The organism is Roseivirga thermotolerans (assembly GCF_014653175.1).
Lineage (GTDB): Bacteria > Bacteroidota > Bacteroidia > Cytophagales > Cyclobacteriaceae > Roseivirga > Roseivirga thermotolerans.
Map to the genome: position 1 here is coordinate 346083 of NZ_BNAG01000001.1, position 21085 is coordinate 367167.

23 protein-coding genes are annotated in these 21085 nt (G+C 41.7%); 9 read left to right on the plus strand and 14 right to left on the minus strand.

The window, feature by feature from the left end; genetic code table 11:
- Positions 1 to 56: 56 nt before the first annotated feature.
- The gene (locus IE164_RS01545; RefSeq protein WP_189628424.1) at positions 57 to 398 is read right to left on the minus strand and encodes a hypothetical protein; all 342 of its coding nucleotides are present in this window, start codon (positions 396 to 398) and stop codon (positions 57 to 59) included.
- A 23-nt stretch (positions 399 to 421) separates the two neighbouring features.
- On the opposite strand from IE164_RS01545, the gene IE164_RS01550 reads away from it, so the two are divergent.
- Together IE164_RS01550 and IE164_RS01555 are read left to right on the plus strand one after the other, a co-directional pair.
- Positions 422 to 1159, plus strand: coding sequence for a DUF3800 domain-containing protein (locus IE164_RS01550; RefSeq protein ID WP_189628425.1), 738 nt, complete (start codon positions 422 to 424; stop codon positions 1157 to 1159).
- Positions 1160 to 1311: 152 nt separating this feature from the next.
- Complete coding sequence (locus tag IE164_RS01555; RefSeq protein WP_189628426.1) at positions 1312 to 1881, plus strand: sce7726 family protein; 570 nt, start codon at positions 1312 to 1314, stop codon at positions 1879 to 1881.
- Here the strand turns inward: IE164_RS01555 and IE164_RS01560 are convergent.
- The 4 genes from IE164_RS01560 to IE164_RS01575 form a co-directional block, all read right to left on the minus strand.
- Positions 1861 to 2889 (minus strand): beta family protein, encoded by a 1029-nt coding sequence (locus tag IE164_RS01560; RefSeq protein WP_189628427.1) that lies wholly within the window; start codon positions 2887 to 2889, stop codon positions 1861 to 1863. The two genes, IE164_RS01555 and IE164_RS01560, sit on opposite strands and share 21 nt — an antisense overlap.
- A 608-nt stretch (positions 2890 to 3497) precedes the next feature.
- Positions 3498 to 4577, minus strand: a complete 1080-nt coding sequence (locus IE164_RS01565; RefSeq protein ID WP_189628428.1) for a BF3164 family lipoprotein — start codon at positions 4575 to 4577, stop codon at positions 3498 to 3500.
- Positions 4578 to 4622: 45 nt separating this feature from the next.
- Positions 4623 to 4823 carry a hypothetical protein gene (locus tag IE164_RS01570; RefSeq protein WP_189628429.1) on the minus strand — a complete coding sequence of 67 codons (201 nt, stop codon included), beginning with the start codon at positions 4821 to 4823 and terminating at the stop codon, positions 4623 to 4625.
- A 369-nt stretch (positions 4824 to 5192) separates the two neighbouring features.
- Positions 5193 to 5663 (minus strand): C40 family peptidase, encoded by a 471-nt coding sequence (locus tag IE164_RS01575; protein WP_189628430.1) that lies wholly within the window; start codon positions 5661 to 5663, stop codon positions 5193 to 5195.
- Positions 5664 to 5787: 124 nt separating this feature from the next.
- Here IE164_RS01575 and IE164_RS01580 point away from each other — a divergent pair, with 124 nt between their 5' ends.
- Positions 5788 to 6453: a CAP domain-containing protein gene (locus IE164_RS01580; protein WP_189628431.1), complete on the plus strand. Its 666-nt coding sequence runs from the start codon at positions 5788 to 5790 to the stop codon at positions 6451 to 6453.
- 2 nt (positions 6454 to 6455) lie between these two features.
- Complete coding sequence (locus IE164_RS01585; protein WP_189628432.1) at positions 6456 to 7049, plus strand: hypothetical protein; 594 nt, start codon at positions 6456 to 6458, stop codon at positions 7047 to 7049.
- Positions 7050 to 7135: 86 nt separating this feature from the next.
- Here the strand turns inward: IE164_RS01585 and IE164_RS01590 are convergent, their stop codons facing one another.
- The 3 genes from IE164_RS01590 to dnaK all read right to left on the minus strand — a co-directional run bounded on the left by IE164_RS01590 (position 7136) and on the right by dnaK (position 10341).
- Positions 7136 to 7630, minus strand: coding sequence for an acyl-CoA thioesterase (locus IE164_RS01590; RefSeq protein WP_189628433.1), 495 nt, complete (start codon positions 7628 to 7630; stop codon positions 7136 to 7138).
- 52 nt (positions 7631 to 7682) lie between these two features.
- On the minus strand, positions 7683 to 8339 hold the full coding sequence (locus tag IE164_RS01595) for a TetR/AcrR family transcriptional regulator (protein ID WP_189628434.1): 657 nt from the start codon (positions 8337 to 8339) through the stop codon (positions 7683 to 7685).
- 85 nt (positions 8340 to 8424) lie between these two features.
- Positions 8425 to 10341, minus strand: a complete 1917-nt coding sequence (dnaK, locus tag IE164_RS01600; protein ID WP_189628435.1) for a molecular chaperone DnaK — start codon at positions 10339 to 10341, stop codon at positions 8425 to 8427.
- A 152-nt stretch (positions 10342 to 10493) separates the two neighbouring features.
- Here dnaK and IE164_RS01605 point away from each other — a divergent pair, with 152 nt between their 5' ends.
- The 4 genes from IE164_RS01605 (at position 10494) to IE164_RS01620 (ending at position 14578) form a co-directional block, all read left to right on the plus strand.
- A complete protein-coding gene (locus IE164_RS01605) occupies positions 10494 to 11363 on the plus strand; it encodes a lysophospholipid acyltransferase family protein (protein WP_189628436.1) in 870 nt (289 codons plus the stop codon).
- A gap of 64 nt (positions 11364 to 11427) precedes the next feature.
- Positions 11428 to 13005: a peptide chain release factor 3 gene (locus IE164_RS01610; RefSeq protein ID WP_189628437.1), complete on the plus strand. Its 1578-nt coding sequence runs from the start codon at positions 11428 to 11430 to the stop codon at positions 13003 to 13005.
- Positions 13005 to 13733, plus strand: coding sequence for an RluA family pseudouridine synthase (locus IE164_RS01615; RefSeq protein ID WP_189628438.1), 729 nt, complete (start codon positions 13005 to 13007; stop codon positions 13731 to 13733). The genes IE164_RS01610 and IE164_RS01615 overlap by 1 nt, the downstream gene beginning before the upstream one ends.
- A gap of 158 nt (positions 13734 to 13891) precedes the next feature.
- Positions 13892 to 14578 (plus strand): hypothetical protein, encoded by a 687-nt coding sequence (locus tag IE164_RS01620; RefSeq protein WP_189628439.1) that lies wholly within the window; start codon positions 13892 to 13894, stop codon positions 14576 to 14578.
- Positions 14579 to 14589: 11 nt separating this feature from the next.
- On the opposite strand, the gene IE164_RS01625 is transcribed toward IE164_RS01620, so the two are convergent.
- Complete coding sequence (locus IE164_RS01625; protein ID WP_189628440.1) at positions 14590 to 14790, minus strand: response regulator transcription factor; 201 nt, start codon at positions 14788 to 14790, stop codon at positions 14590 to 14592.
- A 339-nt stretch (positions 14791 to 15129) separates the two neighbouring features.
- Here IE164_RS01625 and IE164_RS01630 point away from each other — a divergent pair, with 339 nt between their 5' ends.
- Complete coding sequence (locus tag IE164_RS01630) at positions 15130 to 15831, plus strand: SIMPL domain-containing protein (protein ID WP_189628441.1); 702 nt, start codon at positions 15130 to 15132, stop codon at positions 15829 to 15831.
- A 143-nt stretch (positions 15832 to 15974) separates the two neighbouring features.
- Here the strand turns inward: IE164_RS01630 and IE164_RS01635 are convergent, their stop codons facing one another.
- The 5 genes from IE164_RS01635 to atpD form a co-directional block, all read right to left on the minus strand.
- Positions 15975 to 17177: a YncE family protein gene (locus IE164_RS01635; RefSeq protein WP_189628442.1), complete on the minus strand. Its 1203-nt coding sequence runs from the start codon at positions 17175 to 17177 to the stop codon at positions 15975 to 15977.
- 212 nt (positions 17178 to 17389) lie between these two features.
- Positions 17390 to 18397: an ImmA/IrrE family metallo-endopeptidase gene (locus tag IE164_RS01640; RefSeq protein WP_189628443.1), complete on the minus strand. Its 1008-nt coding sequence runs from the start codon at positions 18395 to 18397 to the stop codon at positions 17390 to 17392.
- A 41-nt stretch (positions 18398 to 18438) separates the two neighbouring features.
- Complete coding sequence (locus IE164_RS01645; RefSeq protein ID WP_189628444.1) at positions 18439 to 19032, minus strand: 2OG-Fe(II) oxygenase; 594 nt, start codon at positions 19030 to 19032, stop codon at positions 18439 to 18441.
- 223 nt (positions 19033 to 19255) lie between these two features.
- Positions 19256 to 19504 carry an ATP synthase F1 subunit epsilon gene (gene atpC / locus IE164_RS01650; protein WP_189628445.1) on the minus strand — a complete coding sequence of 83 codons (249 nt, stop codon included), beginning with the start codon at positions 19502 to 19504 and terminating at the stop codon, positions 19256 to 19258.
- Positions 19505 to 19512: 8 nt separating this feature from the next.
- Positions 19513 to 21021, minus strand: coding sequence for a F0F1 ATP synthase subunit beta (atpD, locus tag IE164_RS01655; protein WP_189628446.1), 1509 nt, complete (start codon positions 21019 to 21021; stop codon positions 19513 to 19515).
- Positions 21022 to 21085: the final 64 nt, after the last annotated feature.

Sequence of the window (21085 nt, forward strand, 5' to 3'; positions counted from 1 at the left end):
TTGTTACGCATTTTTGTTTTGTGACAATTTTGTCCAATATTTCAGACTGCTTATATTCAGAAATTACTACTGAGATTATACCTAATTAGCGTCTGATTTAATTTTTCTTTCCGCTTAGTCGCTCTTTGTGCTTCTACTAAGGAGACTCTGTAGTTTAATAGTTCATCCATCCTTACACCTAATGCAATTGCGTATATCTGAAGTCTAATTTCTGGGATAACGGCCTTATCAGTCATTTTGATATTCTTATCCCTGTAGTATGTGCTTCTCGCAATGCCCAACTCCTTTATAAAGCAAACTTCTTTTGTTATTAGTCCCTTGAGTTCTGTTTTCACCAGAGTACCAATTCGGTACTTATAGCCACTTCTTGATATTCTTATTATTTTGATGTTCTTCATAGTCATTTTTTATTCAATTACGAGTGAAATACTATTTGTTTATTGATGAAAGCGGAGACGCGAATATTCTTAACCCTGATCCAAAATTCGATGTATTCGTACTTTGCGGAGTACTTTTCAATTCTACTGACTACTTATGGTTTGATGCAAAATTCAAGGAACTGAAAAAGAATTTTTTTGGTACCGAGGGTATCGTTTTTCATTCTTATGAAATTAGACAGCTAAAGGGTCCTTTTGCAGCCTTATCCAGCTCTGAAATAAAAAGTAGATTCTATTCGGAAGTAGGAGAAGTCATAACTCAAAGTCGATATACTGTCTTTGCCTCGATAATTAAGAAGAAAGAGTATAGGGTTAAATACCGAGGAATTAATGAAGCTTATGAATCCTCACTTATGTTTCTTATTGAGAGAGCTCTTGGATTCATAAAGTTACAGCCGGGAAGACATCAACTCATTGTCTGTATTGAAAAGCGTAATGAACAGAAAAACAGGATTCTACTAGACTACTTTGAAGGGTTTGTTGATTACGGAACCGAATTTTATAGCTCAGATGATATGCAAGTCTGTAACAGAAGTATTGAATTTAGAGATAAAAAGGATCTTGTTACCGGCTTAGAGCTGGCTGATATTTGCGCTTATCCAATAGCTTGGAGAGAGTTGAACCAGGGAAGGAAACATCTTACGTTTGATTTGATAAAGAGCAAACTTTTCAGGAGTAAATATGGAAATGTCAATGGATATGGCATTAAAAGATTTCCCTAGCCCTTAATTGGTCAATAAAAAAGACTGCCTTTTGGACAGTCCCTAATTGTTTTCTAATTTCGCATGACCGCCAAGTCTAACGAAATAATATTTTATTGTTTAAGTGATGGCCTAAATATAGGCTAATTAAATCATTTAGCAATAATGATGTTATGCGAGATCCAGAAATAAGAAAGGTCTTGAGAAACTCGATTCTTAAAGACTACTTGTCAGACCCTAATTCTAAAGTGGTTGAGGAACTAAGGCTTAATCCAGCCTCCGCTCAAATTGACATAGCTGTCTTGAATGGAAGTATTCATGCCTTTGAGATAAAAAGTGCTTCAGATACCCTTAATAGACTTCCTTCTCAGTTAGAGGCATACTCTAAGGTTTGTGATTATATCTCTATAGTCACTGAAGTTAAATATGTTAAAAAAATCATGGCTATGGTTCCAGATTGGATTGGAGTTACTCAATGTGATGATACTGGTTGTCAAATAATGCGAAAACCTCAAAGGAACAGTTTGATTCAAGGTTTTTATTTAGCTCAACTACTACGTATTGATGAAATCAAACAACTTCTTGTTGCAAATGGGGTAGTATTTAACCACGGCAGGAGAAAATGGTATTTGAGCGAATTGCTTGCTAATAGCCTCGCTGTACAAGACTTGTCAAACCAAGTGAGATTAACCATGAAGTCAAGAGAAGGATGGAAAGAAGATTCATTGAATTTGGCTCATTAGGGTAATGTGATGGCTCAACGATATGTTAATCCATTTCTCACTTCCCCCAGCACTCGAATCTGGACCAATTTGAAACTTAGAGATTTTTAAAATTTCCTTATCACCCCAGCAAAATGACTTTCCAGGAAAGTATTGAGAATTAACGAGGTTGATGCTGTGCTCAATATATTGGCCAGTTCCCAATTCATGATTTTCACTCTTTTTACCACGATAGATTATATAGTTGCTTTCAGTGGAATACTTAATACTACAGGATGGTGTTGGAGCATCCTTTCCTGATTGGGGGAAATGATAGGGATGTCTTATACCATAATCTCCATATCTAATATTTAAGTGTGACTTCTCCTGAATTGAATTAAACAACTTCTGTTCCAACCTCTCCAGCAGGTGTGGCTCTGGTCTGTCTGTAAATTCATTTAAGTCTCTTGGGAAGACACCAGAAATTACTGCCACTTCGATCAGTTTTTCCGCATTATCAATCTCCTTAATAAGTCTAGGTACAGTGTATTCATAAGACAGGACTTCGATAGCTGTTATATGACCGCAGTCTACAATAAGCAAGACTTTGTCAATTGGAGTTTTGTACTCTTTCAGAAATTCATCAAAATCTGATAGGACCTCTTTTTCATTACTTTCATATAATTTAGCACGGAAGGCAACTTTTATTTTATTTGTTGTTAGTGTCTTAAATAACTCCTTTCTTTCCTTTGACATGTTTGGAGTAAAGACTGGTAGAGCATTGATCTTATAAACCTTTATAAGAGCTCTAAACAAATTATAGAGGTCTTCATTTGATTCCTTAAGTTCTGGATTTGAAAAATCTATCAGAATTTGATGATTTGGTTGGTTCCAATGAGTTTTTAAGCTCTCTACTAAATCACTCAAACTCATACCATCAGGAATAATCTCTAACACTGGAGAAATATTAGCCTTAACTTCTGGAGTAAGCTTTCTAAGCGACTTAAGCTCCGCTCTTTTTGTTATGAATGCAGGAAAGTACTTGTGCATGCTACATTTTTCTTAATGTAAATAATAAGAAATATAGCAATATTTTCCTTTTTCCTAGATTGACTCTTAATGCGCATAAAATAGGATACTTTTTGTCACAAAATTTGTCACACTTTTTGTATTAGACTTAAAAGATAGTCCTGACTATCAGGTAATTAGAAAATGGTTCGACTTGTCACAGGACTAATTACTAATTGTAACTAATTGATTATCAGAATGAAAGAAGATAAAAAGATCAGAATAGAAGAAATCCGGTATCCTCCACAGCATCAAAAGCCTTGCAGAAATGCAGGGCTTTTTTCTTTAAAGCACTGTTCTGAATCCTCCCTTATAATTATTAATCCGATAGACATCGGTACTGTCCATTATGCCAATGAGGCGATGCTATACATATAACGTGTAGTTTTCCCTTACCCCTAAAAGATCGTAGTGTATACAGAACCTTCTGAGTTGTAGAGAGTAACCAACGGCACTTTATATACAATTCTCCAGTTACTCATCACTATTCAAAGTTGAAGAGTAAAGAGAACTTATGCCGGGCAGAATTATTAAAAATCCTAAATACTTACTCTGTTGAACAGTAAAGCTTATTTTGCCAAAGGAACTTCTCACCTGGGACTATCAAAATCTGGCAATTTATAACCGAGAAGATTTGTAGTTTCTTTCTCCTCATCTAGAGCGATTAAAATCTCATCTGATTGGTTAACCGAAATAACCCTAGTATTCTTCTCCAAGCTTAGCAAGGCAAGAAAATTTCCATCCCAATCCAAAACATAAACGCTATTCCCAAGCAAGGCATCGTCACCATCTTTTTCATAAGAGCGACCGCTGTAGAGAAGATAGATAAAACTGTTGGTCACTTCTACATCTATAAATGCCATTTCATTTTTATCGGATACAGTAACCCCAACCAACTCGGCATCACCCGAAGCAAGTTTTCCCGAATTATCAAAAACCTTAGGCTCACGTACATGTATTTTTAAGAGAGAAGTGAGGTGCTCTGAGTACTCCATTAAATCAATATTTGGACCATACATTGAAGCAAATACGATCCTATTGTCCATTGGCCTTTTCTTCATTAACCCTTGATGGGTTAAGTTCCATAATTTCTCAGGTAAGGCTGTTTCCTTCTCAAAGGGATAGTCGATAGCTGATTCAATATGATTGCCAAATCGATCCACTACGTCAAACCTATTTCCAAAATCAATTACATATATTGAGTCAACATGGGCAAAATTAGATGGATTATAGCCCAACTCTGCTACTTTGTTTAAAGTGACATCTTTGTTTCTAAGTGATTTTAAATCCACTGAGTAAATTGCTCCACCGGCATTAGGGACAATAATTTCTAATATATCTGCATTCTTACTATTAAGGTTTGCATTAGAGTAATCAGGTAACTCTTCCGGTCCTTGGCCTTGTACGCCAAACTCAACTAACTTCTCTGCTGTTCGGATATTGTAAACAGAATAATAGAATGGGCCCGGGAAGATTTTATTAATGATCAATAGCGAGTCCTTTAATATAAGATCGCGAATGGGCGACAACTCGTTTCTTAAGAAATCCCAACTATTGTCAGGTGAGAGCTTGAACACTTTCGGCACCTCAATATCACTCTGATCAAAAAGAACCTTCTCTTCTTTACATCCAAAAAATAGTATTGCTATAAAAATATATGCCTTTTTCATAATATGACCCCCGCCTAAGACGGGGGTATGAGGTTTGATTTAAGTCTATTCAACGATCTCTTCCTCTTTCTTGATTTCTGTACCTGGTATTTTAATCTCGGTACTGCCATATTTAATAATGTGGCAAGTTGAAATTGATACTTTACATTCAGTCGTCCCAGGACCTTCCTCCTCTTGTGCAAGTATTATTGAGCTTAAAAGCAACAAAGCACTAAAGGACAAAATAAGTTTTTTAACTTTTTTCATTCTTTATTAATTAAAATTAAACATGATATAGATGGATTGCATCCTGAGTAGACCAGACAGCAATCGCATGTGTTTATCGTTCGTGAGCCTTATGGCGAGATGAACTTCCCTTGCTATTCTAGAAAAGCATATGACCTAAAAATCTATAATTATTTAATTAAAAACAATAAATAATTTTTTTAATAGAAAATTATTTAGATCACTAAGTATTTAAAAGTAATATATTATTTCATTTATCCTAAATAAACAATTGTAAATTAAGTTTGTCTGTAGACTTGAAAGGACTTCACCAAGAACCAGTTGGATGCCAGTAAATTCAGAGAACGTAATCGACTAATTATTAGACAACAGTGTTATTCCACACAAACTTTAAAACATGCGCCTTGCTCTCCTGAATTTCTCCAGATAATAAGGGGAATACAGGTTACTTTCAGTAACACCAAGTGAGGTAGAAGCATGAATAAACCAAACCTCAGAACGTCCGCCTACTCTACTTACAATACCCGCATGGTTTATTTGTCGTTTGCTTTTACCTGTGGCAAAAAACACCATGTCTCCAACCTTTAATTCATTCATTTTTACCTTCTTGCCTTGCTTGGCCTGGGCTTCTGAAGTACGAGGCAAACTAACTTTTACACTTCTAAAGGAATGATAAAGCAGTGCCGAACAGTCTATTCCCACTCGGGTGGTTCCTCCATACTTATATGGCGTACCAATGTATGAGCGGGCTGTTTGCACCACAGTCTCTACTTTTTTAGAACGGGCTAAATGACCGCTGCAACTCCACAACGAAAATAAGACAAGCAGAAACAGGGTTTTTGAAACAATTGATAAGCGCATGAAACTTATGAGGTATGTGGTCAAATTTAATTCTTTTCGTTTTAATTGGGCTTTTCAGCCAAGATCATCTGCGCATTCCTTAAATTAACAAGAGATAGCAAAAGCCGGAAAACCCCTCTGAACAATGAAGTCACTAACATACACATTTTGCATATCGCTGCTATTGGCCCTACCCTTAGAAAGTCATGCACAACGCAAGTGGAAAGAATCGCTGTATTCAGAGATTAATGACAGTAATTTTCGCGACTTTAAGTTATTTCAGAAGCGGCTTGATAAAGAGAAAGTAGACTACCCTTTACTGCAAGCGGCCCTATTTTATGTGACAAACGAAGCCCGTATAGAAAAAGGACTTAACCCTGTAAACCATCAGCCCAATTTGGAGATTATGGCCTATAATCATTCATATCATATGGCCAAAGACGATTTTTTCGATCATACTCACCCCAAAAACAAAAAACGCAGAACCCCGGAAGATCGGGCGGCCCTAGCCGGTATTAAAAACCCTAATATTGCGGAAAATATACATGCAGTTGGTGGCCGGCAGTTTGGTACATATATTGAATTGGCCGATCACATCGTTCAAAGTTGGATAGACTCGCCTCCTCATAGGGCCACTTTGTATTCCGAAAATGTGGTAGAACTCGGCTGTGGTATTTACTACTACGAGGGCAAATGGCAGAAATATAAGGATGTGTACAAACAAGGGAACGGTTTTTGGATAGCTACACAAAACTTCCAATTGTTCACAAAAGTGGAGAGTAAATCGTCAAAAGATAAAGGACCTAACTAAAGATGAAAAAAGTGATTTTGATAGGGCTGCTAACGGTATGTTCGGTGGCCCTGAGTGCGCAACAGTTAAACCCTAAAGATGCCTCGGCCATAGACTCTCAGGTATCTCAATTCCTGACTCTTATAAAGCAACGTAACTATACACAAGTGCTGGATTTTATGTATCCGCCTGTATTTGAGCACACCTCTAAAAAAGATATGTTTCAGGTTTTTGAGCTACTGGAGCAATCGGGTATTGAGCTGAAATTCAAAAATATGGAGGTACTCGATAAGAAAGCTCTACCAACAGTAAAAGAAAGTAAATACGCTCTTATTAAATACAACCTTGAGATGGAGCTTCCGCTAACAACAGATGATTTGAGAGGGATTGCTCCCTTGCTGGTACCTGCCCTGCAAAGCAATTTTGGCAAGGAAAACGTGGTTTATAATAAGTCTCAAAACTACATTAATGTGAAAGGCCAGAAGTTCCTAATGGGTATTCATGACCCCAAGTACAACAAGTGGCTGTTTCTTATATATGACGACAGCTTCAAGTCGGCTATTGAGAAAACTATTCCGGCAGAGGTTAACAAAAAAGCCGCTGCAGTTGCTTATTAAACCATTTTGAGCCAGGGACAAATAAAAAGACCATCCGTATGATGGTCTTTTAGCCAAACTCTATCTCAATATGAGAAATGAGTAAATCAGTTGATGGCCGGGCTCATTTGTACCCCTGCCAATTTCTTTGCCCTTACTTCCAATCGTTGTTCTTCCAAAGGCTCATGCAACTGCTCCAGAAGCCCCATAAGCTCAGGAGTATGAATTCCACTTCTTAAGGCCTTTAGGTCGTAATGCACGAATTTTGACCATAGAACTGCCTTAACCTGATCCATAGTCTCGTTGTACATAATCATCTCAGCCTGAACATGTTTTTCTGAAAAATCGATCAATTGACTCTGAATTTTCACAGACTCCATAACCAGAGCCGGTTTCATGTAAACTATTTCTGAGTGACCAACCACCCACGACTTCCCCTCTGTTCTGGCCATTCGGAAAATATCCAGATCGTATTCACGAATGAGATGATCTTCTCTGGCGTTGATCATATAGTCCAGGTATTTGGAGTTATTCAAGTGACCAAAAGGATCACAATCCTGAAATCGAATTATGGCTGAAGAAACAGGTTTTTTATTGTACATATGCATGGTCATAATTTACAGACCAGTCGGTCTATATTTGATGAAAAAAATATTACGAATTCAAAATCACTGCTATAAACTTTTTCTGTAATAGCAGATACTTCACATCCTTATGTGCTTTGCTGAGCACATAGGCACCTTCAAACATGGCATAGAGCTCTTCTGCCTTTTGTTGGGCATTATCTACCCCTCTTCGTTCGAGGTATCCGGCCAGATCGTTCTGCCAACCCACAAAGACTTTCGCACAAGCAGCCCTAATGTCATCGTCTATAGAGCCTGAGGCCATGGCCACAGCTGCAATTGGGCATGCATCCTCAAAATTAGATGCCGTTAGTTCTTCAACCATCACGTCAATCATGGCCGCCAGACCCTCTTCTGCAGGCTTTCCCCTCAGAGCATTGCCATACTTGTGCATTTGGCTTTCTCCTCCATAATAAACCGCCTCGCGAATAAGCTCGTCCTTACCATTTGGAAAATGATGGTACAAGCTGCCTTTAGGCACGGCTACCTGTTTAAGAATCTCATTGATTCCCGTACCAAAATAACCCTTCTTCCTAATCAAGTCGGAAGTAATACTAATCAGGCGTTCGCGGGTATTCATGTTGTAAATATATACAATTAGACCAAAAGGTCTATTTATCGTTTCAATTTCTTCATTGAAGTATGGCCTTTGAACCTGGGGGGTGCATCGGTTGTGTCTCTTTTTCAAAGCCAACTTGCAGGCAAAGACCAAACAAAAAACCCTGACTTCTTCCAAAGTCAGGGTTCAATCTATTGTTTATCGAGTAAAAAGGTTATTTCACCTCTTCATACTCTACATCGGATACATCGCCAGTTCCGCCTCCGGCACTACTATCTGCAGTTTGTTCGCCACCAGCCTGTTGCGCATCGCCTTGAGCTTGCTGAGAAGCAGCATACATTTCTTGAGAAGCTCCTTCCCAAGCCTTGTTCAGTGCTTCAACAGCTGGGTCAATAGCATCCAGGTCTTGTTTCTGGTGTACCTCCTTCAACTTGGCCAAAGCCTCTTCAATTGGCTTTTTGTTGCCTTCAGAAAGCTTATCGCCATATTCCTTCAACTGTTTCTCTGTCTGGAATATGAGGGCATCGGCAATGTTTAGTTTTTCAACCTTCTCTTTTTCTTTTTTATCTGCCTCGGCATTGGCTTCAGCCTCTTGCTTCATCTTTTGGATCTCCTCATCGGTAAGTCCGGAAGAAGCCTCAATTCTGATTTTTTGCTCTTTGCCTGTGCCTTTATCTTTGGCCGAAACGTTCATAATACCGTTGGCGTCAATATCGAAAGTTACTTCAATTTGAGGCACTCCTCTTGGGGCTGGTGGAATACCATCCAAGTGGAATCTACCAATGGTTCGGTTGTCTTTGGCCATAGGTCTTTCCCCCTGAAGCACATGAATTTCAACTGAAGGTTGGTTATCGGCCGCAGTAGAGAATACCTCCGATTTTTTAGCCGGAATGGTAGTGTTCGACTCAATAAGCTTAGTGAACACTCCGCCCATGGTTTCAATACCCAGTGAAAGTGGGGTAACATCGAGCAGAAGTACATCTTTTACCTCACCGGTTAAAACACCACCTTGAATAGCCGCACCAATGGCCACCACCTCATCGGGGTTAACCCCTTTAGAAGGCTTCTTTCCGAAGAATTTCTCAACTTCTTCCTGGATTTTAGGAATACGGGTAGAACCACCCACAAGAATTACCTCATCGATATCAGAAGTACTATAGCCAGCGTCTTCCAGAGCTTTCTTAACAGGCTCCATAGACCTCTTCACGAGGTTATCTGCCAACGCCTCGAATTTGGCTCTTGAAAGGGTTCTTACCAAGTGTTTCGGAATACCATCCACCGGCATAATGTATGGCAGGTTAATTTCTGTAGAGCTGGAAGAAGACAACTCAATTTTAGCCTTTTCGGCCGCCTCCTTGAGTCTTTGAAGAGCCATTGCGTCTTTTCTAAGATCTATGCCCTCATCTTTAAGGAACTCCTCGGCCAGCCAATCGATAATTACCTGATCAAAGTCATCACCACCCAGGTGTACATCACCGTTGGTAGACTTCACTTCAAATACACCATCGCCCAACTCAAGAATAGAGATATCGAAAGTACCGCCACCCAAATCGTAAACGGCAATTTTCTGATCCTTATCTTTTTTGTCTAAGCCATAAGCCAGAGCTGCGGCCGTTGGTTCGTTAATAATTCTCTTCACCTCCAAACCGGCAATCTGACCGGCCTCTTTGGTGGCCTGACGCTCTGCATCATTAAAATATGCCGGTACAGTAATTACTGCCTCTTTTACTTCTTGCCCTAAGAAATCTTCAGCTGTTGACTTCATTTTCTGAAGTATCATAGCCGAAATTTCCTGGGGAGTATATTTTCTGTCACCAATCTTTACCCGTACGGTGTCATTGCTTCCGGATTCAAGCTCGTAAGAAACGTTTTTTGTTTCTTCTCTCATTTCCGAAAACTTCTTACCCATAAATCGCTTCACTGAGCTGATTGTGTTTTTTGGGTTAGTGATGGCCTGGCGCTTGGCAGGATCACCCACTTTTCTCTCTCCATTACCATTATCCAAGAATGCCACAATTGATGGCGTGGTTCTTCTGCCTTCACTGTTTGGGATCACAACAGGCTCGTTACCTTCCATCACCGCAACACATGAATTGGTAGTACCTAAGTCTATTCCAATTATTTTTCCCATGATCTATCTATAAATATTTTCTAGTTCAAAAATCCGCCACGTATGGAACAAGGGTTATGCCAATTGATTTTTTGTGACAGACGGTGACACATTGACAGAAAATAGAGCCAGGTGCAGAAAGATATGCTGACAATGGTTAGTTTTGAACCCAAATGATGAGGCTCTTCTATTATCTGTTTTTAAAACCTGTCTCCTTACTACCCTGGCCACTGCTATATGCCTTCTCCGATTTTGCATATTTGTTACTCTTCCGTGTATTCAGGTACCGTTCTAAAATAGTAACCAACAATCTTAAACGCTCATTTCCGGGTATTTCCGAAGAAAAGCTAAAAGAAATAAGAAGTGGATTCTACCACCATTTCTTCGATGGTCTTTTCGAAACCTTCAAAACCTTCTCCATGACCAACGAGGAGGCACTGGCCCGTTTTAGGGTTATAAACCCCGATGTAGCAGACCGCTATCAGGCCGAAGGACGCAGTGTAATTATGGTAGGCGGACATTATAACAACTGGGAGTATTTGGCCATGTCAGTCAATGCCTGTATGGTCATGCAAACAGCCGGAATTTACCAGCGCATAAAAAGTAAATTCTTTGAGAAGAAGATTCTTGAAAGTCGCAAAAAATTTGGAATGCACCTGTTCTCCCGAAGCCAGGTACAACAGGGCGCACTGGACAACTGCTCCACTCCTTTGGCTATTTTCTTTGCCATAGACCAATCGCCAACCCTGGCTAAGAAGGTATACTGGACTACATTTTTAAATCAGGAAACGGCTGTGGCTTTTGGCCCGGAAAAATTTGCCCGGAAGCTCAACGCTCCAGTGGTTTATTTCCAAATAGACAAGATAAAGCGCGGCTACTATGAGGCCACTTTCAAACTTTTGACAGAAAACCCACTGGATGAGCCGCATGGCGCCATTACTGAAATGCATACTCAGGCACTGGAGCAAACCATATTGAACGAACCCAAATATTGGCTATGGAGCCATAAGCGCTGGAAAAGAAAGCGCAAACCCGGTGAATGACATTTCTTACTTCCTTGTGCCAAGCAGTATAATTTAAGTACTTTTGCACCTCAATTTCAACGAGATGAGTTTAGCGCAGGAGATAGAAAAACGGAGAACCTTCGGCATTATCAGTCACCCCGATGCGGGAAAGACCACTCTTACGGAAAAGCTGTTGCTTTTTGGAGGTGCCATTCAAAAAGCCGGAGCCGTAAAATCGAGCAAGATTGATATGCATGCCCGCTCCGACTGGATGGAGATTGAAAAACAGAGAGGTATATCTGTGGCCACCTCGGTAATGGCTTTTGAATACGAAGGCACTAAAATAAACCTGCTCGACACCCCCGGTCACCAAGACTTTGCTGAAGACACCTACAGAACCCTTACCGCAGTAGATTCTGTAATAATGGTGGTAGACTGTGTTAAAGGCGTGGAGATTCAGACTGAAAAACTTATGGAAGTATGCCGCATGCGAAGCACTCCCGTAATTTCTTTCATTAACAAACTAGACCGTGAAGGAAAAGACCCTTATGACCTGCTCGATGAAATTGAAGGCAAACTGAATATTGAGGTGCACCCACTAAGCTGGCCCATTGGTATGGGAAAAAGCTTTCAGGGTGTTTATAGCCTCTATGATAAAAGCCTAAGGCTGTTTAAAGGCGGGCAACAACTGCACGAAGAGGCCACCAAGTTCTCTGACATTAATTCGCCTGAACTGGAGAAAATTATTGGCGAACGCTATGCCCAACAGTTGAGAGAAGATGTTGAAATGCTCACCGAGCTTTACGGCCCACTGAATGTAGATGATTACCTGAGTGGTAAGGTGGCCCCCGTCTTTTTTGGCTCAGCTGTGAATAATTTTGGAGTGAAGGAATTGCTAGACACCTTTCTAAAGATTTCTCCTAATCCAAAACCGAGAAAATTAGATGACGAACTGGTAGAACCTACCGACAAAGAGTTTTCAGGTTTTGTGTTTAAGATACACGCCAACATGGATCCAAAACACCGAAACCGCATCGCCTTCTTGCGCATTTGCTCAGGTAAGTTTGAAAGAGGATCCAACTACTATCATACCCGGCAAGACAAGAAATTTCGCATATCGCAGGCCACTGCCTTTATGGCACAAGACAAAGAAACCATAGATGAGGCTTACCCGGGTGATATTATTGGTCTGTATGACACGGGTAACTTTAAGATTGGCGATACACTTACCAATGGCCGAAAAGGGGTTTACAGAGGCATACCTGCTTTTTCTCCCGAAATTTTCCGAGAGGTAATCAATAAAGACGCCATGAAAACCAAGCAGTTGGAAAAAGGACTCAACCAACTGATGGATGAAGGCGTAGCCCAGTTGTTCAACTTTGAACTGGGCTCAAGAAAAGCAGTAGGCGTGGTTGGACAACTTCAGTTCGAAGTAATTCAATACCGGCTAAAGCATGAATATGGGGCATCGGTAGAGTTTGCCCCCATGCAGCTCTATAAGGCTTGCTGGATTTCTTCCAAAGACCCGAAAAAGCTCAACGAGTTCATTAACTCCAAGCAAAGACACATTGCACGAGACAAAGACGGGAAACTCGTGTTTATGGCCGAATCTAAAGCATGGTTGCAAATGGTTCAGGATAATTTTCCCGATATTCAGTTCCACTTTACCAGCGAATTCTAATGGAAAAAATAGTACAACCATTATACGAAGACAATCACCTGCTGATTGTGAACAAACCGGCAGGCTATCTGGTACAAGGAGACAGTACCGGAGACAAAACCCTCTTAGACTATTGCAAAGAATACATTGCCGAAAAGTATAATAAACCAGGGGCGGTGTTTTTGCATCCTGTTCACCGGCTCGATCGTCCGGTTAGCGGGGTATTGGTTTTTGCCCGAACCTCCAAAGCACTGGAGAGGATGAATAAAATTTTTGCCAGCCGAAAAGTGCAAAAAACTTACTGGGCCGTGGTGAAAAAAAGACCCAGCCAAAATAAAGGCAAGCTGGTGAGTTGGCTAAAGAAAGACGGCCTGAAGAATACCGTTACGGCCTATGCTGAACCGGTAGAGGGATCGCAAAAGGCCGAAACTAATTTTAGGGTCATGGGCAAACTGAACAATCACTACCTCATAGAACTTGAACCTTTAACAGGCCGGCCACATCAGCTCAGGGTACATATGGCAGAGTTTGGTTGTCCCATTCGCGGAGATTTAAAGTATGGGTTCCCCAAACCCAATCCAGACAAAAGTATCAACCTGCATGCCCGAAGGCTCTACTTTGAACATCCGGTAAAAAAAGAACCACTTATTATTATGGCCGGGCTGCCCAACGATCAGTTCTGGGAGCAATTTCTTACGCTGGATGACGTAAAGGTGAAGGACAAATACATAAACAACATGTTTTCCTAAGCGGCTCCCTTTAGAGTATTCAATACCCAAGCAGGCGCTTTGGCAACACCTTCGCACACAGGGAAGCCCACCCACAGCTCATTGCCAAAATCTATCCTGAATAGGTTTTGGCAACCATGATGTTTCAAACATCCATTATCTTAGTTTCAAAAGCCCGAATGAAAAAGACTCTTCGTATAGCCAGCATTGCCTTTGTAGCCCTTATTGCCCTGCTTTTTGTTTTCTATCTCTTGAAAAACGAAAAAGAGCCTGAGGGGCAAACCGGTCCTGAGGCCGATGAGCTGGCTATGAAAATGATGGAGTCGTTGAATTATGAGGCCTGGCAAAATACTACCCACATTGGCTGGACTTTTAAAGGTATTCACCACTATGAATGGAACAGGCAAGAGCACATTGTGAATGTGCAGTGGGACGAGCACGAGGTGATACTAAACCCTACGGATAAATCGGGGATAGTACAGAGCGGTGAAAACTATTCTTCACAGCAGATCAACGAATTGATTGAAACGGCCTGGAATTTCTTTAACAACGACAGCTTCTGGCTTTGTGCTCCGTTTAAGGCTTTCGATCCCGGAACAGAAAGAAGTATAGTAACGCTCAAAGATGGAAGACAAGGCTTGAAAGTCACCTACACCTCAGGTGGCTCTACGCCTGGAGACTCCTATGTCTGGATTCTGGATGAAAACAATCGGCCAACATCAGTCAAAATGTGGGTTTCCATTTTGCCATTGGGTGGAATGGAGTTCACCTGGGAGAATTATAAGACTATTGCCCCTGGTGCTATGATTGCTCAGGATCATTTTCTGTATGGAAGTGTGAATATTACCATCGATAGTCTACGCTAAATCGGGGCAATTCAGAATCTTATGCCATCGATGTAGCCATAGCGTATGGCTTTTAGAATCAATCCAGCCATATTCTTTACCTGAAACTTAGCCAGTAACTTCTCGCGATGTCCCTCAACTGTTTTTTCGCTAATACACAGCTTCTCCGCAATCTGACGCGGGGTAAGCTCTTCGGCAATCAAATCAAGAACTTCCTTCTCTCGCCTACTCACGTCTATCACCGGTTTTTTTGTTGGGCTTTCGAATAAATCTTAGCCACAAGCTGTGATCTTCACAGCGTCTTTTAACAACCATTTGTGAAGACACAAATGGCCTCTATAAGGCACTAAGTCACTGTCGATTTCAATCACTCCGTTTAACCCTTCCCATGGTTATTCTTCAGAATCCCATTGGTGTGGAGCCCAGATCGGTAGGAGGAAATTCTGGCATGAGCTCCTGGCAACCTATTTAGCAAGAGGACTCACAACTGCAGGTAGGTAAATGGTTTTTAAATGGCCAGTTCCAACCAAAACTGGCAGAATAATTGTCTATCTCAAATAAAATTGAATCCTATGAAAAAGTATACAATAAGCCTAATACTCTTATTCGCGGCCTTTTTAGTACAGGCACAAGATTCCAAAAACTTTATTGACCAGAACTACATTGAAGTAACCGGAGTCGCTTTCAAAGAAATAACACCAGACGAAATTTACCTGTCTGTTCAACTCAACGAAAAGGACAACAAAGGCAAAGAATCGTTAGAAACTCTGGAAAGAAAAATGCTACGCACCCTGGAGAAATTAGGCATTGACCTAAAAGAACAAGTTACGCTCAAGGACCTCACCAGCAACTTCCAATTCTACTTTTTAAGACGAACCGATGTGTTTGCCTCAAAAGAATATACTGTACAAGTGAAAACAGCGGCCCAGGCCGGAGAAGTAATCAGCCATTTGGCCGATATCGGTATTTCTAATATTGGCCTTGAACGCGTGTCATATTCTAAAGAAGACGAATTGAAAATGGAGGTTAAACTGATGGCTCTTACAAATGCCCGGCAAAAGGCCTCCATGCTTGTAAACGCTCTAGACAGACAACTTGGCACTGTACTTCATATTCAGGACTACGACAACCCCGGCATTTCCAGACCAAGAGCATATGAAATGAAAATCGATGCAAATTCAGATGCTCTATACGGATCAAGAGCGGCCGATGCCATTGCCTTTGATAAGCTGAGGGTAGAAACCAGTATTCAAGTAAAATTCGCCATCGATTAGCATAAAAAGAGGCTGTCTCAAAAGCTACTATTTTCGTCATTCCCCGCTTGAATGGGAATCTCTTTCGGCCTACAGAGTTAGTTTGGGGAGATTCCCGATCGCTGTCGGGAATGACAGTTAGCTTTTGAGACAGCCTCACTTAATTAGTGGGCTTCTTCATCATGTGCCACACTTCCCAACAGAGCTATTCTGGCCGGTTTACCCGGTAAGTTAAGTTCTTTAGCAAGCTCCAACGTTTCCATATCATAAACACTCAGCTTACCTTCAATTCCATTGGTTATATATAGAAACTCCTCTGAGGCTGAAAAAACCGGGTTGCCCACAGAACCACTGGCCGGAAAATCGATAGGTAATACCTTTGAACTGAGCGTCTGAAACGACTGCCCATCAAGCACCTTCACTAAACCATCGGAGTAAATCACTACCAGCCGCTCCCCGTGCCAGTCATATGCAACTCCATAGAGTTTGCTACTTTCTTCTATGGTCTTTATTTCGCCTGCTTCGAGGTCAATTTCGTAGAGGCCAGTTCGGGAGCGCACCCCAATAAACTTACCACTTGCTTCGCCATAGAGAACCGTGCCAATCCATCCGGTTCCAAACGAAGCCGGGTTCGGAATAACCCGTTGCGCCCCATCATCATCTACCTGTAATATACCTTCTCTACAACCAAAAAGCACCGTTTCTCCATTTCCGGCCTCACCATGTATACCTCCTGTCTGAATGGTTGACGCATGAAGTAAATTACCCTGCATGTCTACAATCTTCACTCGCTCAGGCAAGGTGCCCGCCACGGAGCCATCTTTTTCCGTTACTGCAATTGTACCGTTCTTAAACAAAGCAGGAGCACCGTGATGTGCCACTCCAACGCTAAAGTTTCGGGTAGTAGGTGCCGTATGCAAGGTACTTTCTTTAGCGTGATCTATTGTGCCATCACCATCGTTGAAAATGAGCATATCATCTCCTCGGCCGTAAAAGTGAACCGGCCTTGAACCTTGAGCTTTGGTTAGAGCCCATTTAGGAGAGCCTTTAATGTGGGCATGATCGTCATGAGCCTCTACTCCGCTATCGAAAAAAGAAACCAAATTATCGTCTGTGTTAATTACAGCCGCGAAGCGCTTACCGGGGCTGGTATAAAGTCGACCGGCTGCAAACTGCCCGGCATGGACTTCAATTTTATTGGTTTTAGGGTTAAGAAAATAATAGTCCGGTTTATCCTGGTCGGAAAGTAACACTCTGATAAACGGACTCTCATCTACAATTGGATTCGGCTGCTCAGAATCATCGTCCTGACAGGCACTAAATACCAGAAAAAGGGCAGCTAAATAAAGAATAGGTTTTTTAAACATGTTGTTCTTAGGTTTTATAAATGCAACTATGTTGCAAACATAACTAAACAACACTAATGCAACTATGTTGCATTTAACAATTCGTCAAAAATTTATCCGAAAGGCCAATTCAGATCTGACCCGCTTGCTCATCGCAAAATTTTTTGGGACTAAACTGAGTGTAGAGGCAGAGTTTTGCCTGTATTAGTCAACTCTTCAAAGCTTGAATATTTCTACCAATTAGGATCAATGGGCGGCACTCCCTTAAATCGCACAACTTTATCTCCGTAAATGGGATCGTAATAATGGCCGTTATTCTGGTAGTCTTCATTCCAAACTTTACTCCCATCTGCATCGAACGTATAGATGAATGGAGAAAGAAGCAACCTTTCCAAGTGCCATCTTCCCTCTTTACCGGAAGGTATTTCTTCACCATTTCCGTAGAGCATCAGGCCGCCATCGGCATAAACTTCATGGCCCGGATGTGTTTCTCTATATTCATGGCTCACGTTCATGAGCTTATGGCCTAACTCATGGGCTATGGTTCTTCTACTGCGGTCTCCTCTAGAGAGGTTAGAAATGGTGATCACTCCTCTCAGATGGCGCGGCAGGTTTTTACCGTAGGAATAGGTTGGAAAAGACAGTCCCCCTGTGCGGACAGACTTCACTGTCCAGTTTCTCCCTTCCGACACCTCCAAAAACGGGTAGAAAACATCTTGAAGAGCGATGAGGTAAATGGTCCGGTCATTCTGTGAGTCGGGCTCTACAATAGCATCGAACGCTTCGCGGGCATGCCCGGTAAGCCTGGCCGGGTGTCGCTCCATATGTTCATAGGTATTTACATACTCAGTTACCGGCACCCCGGGAACTTCATTGGCTTGAATAGCCAAATAAGAAGGGTCTATTTCTCCGGTTTTTACAAACAACAGGTTTAACTGCAGGCCTGTTGGTTTGTAGATTTCTTTGGCAGCCAAAAAACTCTCCAGCATAGAGGCCATAGTCACCTTCTTATAATCGGGATCGAAATTAGAAGGAAAGTAAATCCCTACGTCTACGGTTGGTTTGCCCGCCTCAACATTCGCATTTATCCGATCTAACGACAGAGTGTCAAGTTCCTGCCACTTTACCAGTGACGCTATGGCCGGCCTGACCTCCTTAGTACCGGAGTCACCGGACTGGCAAGAAGATAAAGCCACGCAAATGATTAAAAGAAATAGGAGCGGAAGTTTTTTAGCATTCATTCTACCAAGTTAAAAACGCATCTGAAAATCCGAAATCTAAATTATCTATATGGCGGCCCTGCCAACCAAGCCACTACGGACTGTCTAAGACCTTGGGTGATTGGAGTTACTCTATGAAGTATAAAGGAGGGAAATATTACTACAGTTCCCTTAGTTCTGGGTACACTTACTGCATTCTGATTGATCATGAACTGAAGGTCTCCACCTTCATATTCCTCAGAACCGGATAACTGAACTGAAATACTCAACTTTCGATGCGAGATTTCACCGGCACCAAAATCCATGTGCCAATCAAAGAAGTCGCCAACACCGTATCTGGCCAGTTGGAGCTCATGGTGAAAGCCGAGCAAATCATACCCATATCGTTCATGGTTGCACCGTATGCCTAACTCTCCCAGCCTATGGTAAAGCCAAATACTATCTGGTTGTTCCTTAACAAAGGTTACCTTGGTCTTCCGTAGTGTGTCATCTGTTCCTTCCTTAGTTCCACTCAGCGTAGCCTTTTCCTCATTCTCAGAGTCCCACATGCTTTTTATTCTCTCTATGTCACTAGCGGTAAAGAACCCTTCATAATAGACAATCTCTGAAAAATTAGGTCTTGTGGGTTGGTTAAATGGAAATACTATGGGGTTCATGGTGCTTATAAAGTGTCCAAGCTATCTAATTTAAAACATTAGCAACCCACCATCCGGATTTATATCTCAACGGGTCGTCTTATAGGCCCTTGTTCGAACAAATCATAGGCAAACAGGCAATTAGTATTGGGCATTAAATCGTATGAGCACAAAAAAAGAGGCTGTCTCAAAAGCTTTAAAGCTTTTGAGACAGCCTCTTTTGCTCTAAATATTGCTTAAGTAATTACTCTTCGATTACTGATTCGGCCAGTACCACCACTTTGTTGTTGAGTACTTCAACCACTCCACCGTCAATAATAACTACATCTTCTTTGCCGGAGGCTTTAATTGTTAGTTTACCTCTGCCCAGTGCAGAAATCATTGGGGCGTGTCCGCTTAATACCTGAAACTCACCATCGCTTCCGGGAAAAGTTACCGCATTGGCTTCTCCTTCGAAAACCTTCTTATCGGGTGTTACAACTTCTAATAGCATAGCCACAATTATTTAGCAGCTTCGGCCAACAGTCTTTCTCCTTTAGCTCGGGCTTCTTCAATGGTACCTACCAGGTTGAAAGCCGCCTCAGGAAGATCATCGTGCTTACCATCGAGGATTTCGTTAAATCCTTTGATGGTATCTTTAATATCAACCAATACTCCTTTAAGACCGGTAAATTGCTCGGCTACGTGGAATGGTTGAGAAAGGAATCGCTGCACTCTTCTGGCTCTTGAAACTACAAGCTTATCTTCATCAGAAAGCTCGTCCATACCAAGAATAGCAATAATATCCTGAAGCTCTTTGTATCGCTGAAGAGTCTCTTTTACTCGCTGAGCACAGTTATAGTGATCTTCACCGAGAATATCCGGAGTCAGGATTCTTGACGTTGAATCGAGCGGATCTACCGCAGGATAAATTCCCAGCTCAGCAATTTTTCTTGAAAGTACCGTGGTAGCATCCAAGTGAGCAAAGGTAGTTGCCGGAGCAGGGTCAGTTAAGTCATCCGCAGGTACATAAACAGCCTGAACAGAAGTAATTGAACCATTCTTTGTGGAAGTAATTCGCTCCTGCATGGCACCCATTTCAGTGGCCAGTGTAGGCTGATATCCTACCGCAGAAGGCATACGACCAAGAAGGGCCGACACCTCAGAACCTGCCTGAGTGAAACGGAAAATATTATCGATAAAGAACAGAATATCTTTTCCTTGACCTTCGCCATCTCCATCACGGAAGTATTCGGCAATGGTTAGTCCGGAAAGGGCTACACGGGCTCTTGCACCCGGAGGCTCGTTCATCTGACCGAACACGAAGGTAGCTTTAGACTCTGCCAATTTTTCTTTGTCTACTTTGGTCAAATCCCATCCGCCTTCTTCCATAGAGTGCATAAAGTCTTCACCGTAGGTTACAATGCCAGACTCGATCATCTCACGAAGCAAGTCGTTTCCTTCCCTTGTTCTTTCACCCACACCGGCAAATACAGATAGTCCTGAGTATGCCTTTGCAATGTTATTGATAAGTTCCTGAATCAATACGGTTTTACCTACACCGGCACCACCGAACAATCCAATTTTACCACCTTTAGCATAAGGCTCAATCAGGTCGATTACCTTAATACCGGTGAAAAGTACTTCTGTAGATGTAGAAAGATCTTCGAATTTTGGAGCAGGTCTGTGAATAGGCAGCTTTTTGTCTCCTTTTGGCTGATCTATACCATCGATGGCCTGACCTACCACGTTGAACAGTCTACCTTTAATGTCATCGCCAATAGGCACTGCAATTGGTGAACCTGTATCTACAACGTCCATGCCTCGGGTTAAACCTTCAGATGAATCCATCGCAATGGTTCTCACTCTGTCTTCACCCAGGTGCTGCTGGCACTCCAACACCACTACCTGGCCGTTTTCTTTTGTTACTTCTAATGCATCAAGGATGTTTGGCAATTTGGCGCCTTCAGCATCGAAGCTAACGTCTACAACGGGGCCAATTACCTGCGTGATCTTTCCAATATTCGCCATCTGTTAATCTTTATAGAAAGGAAAAATGGGGTTATTTTTTCTGGGTGCAAAGGTAAGCGGATTA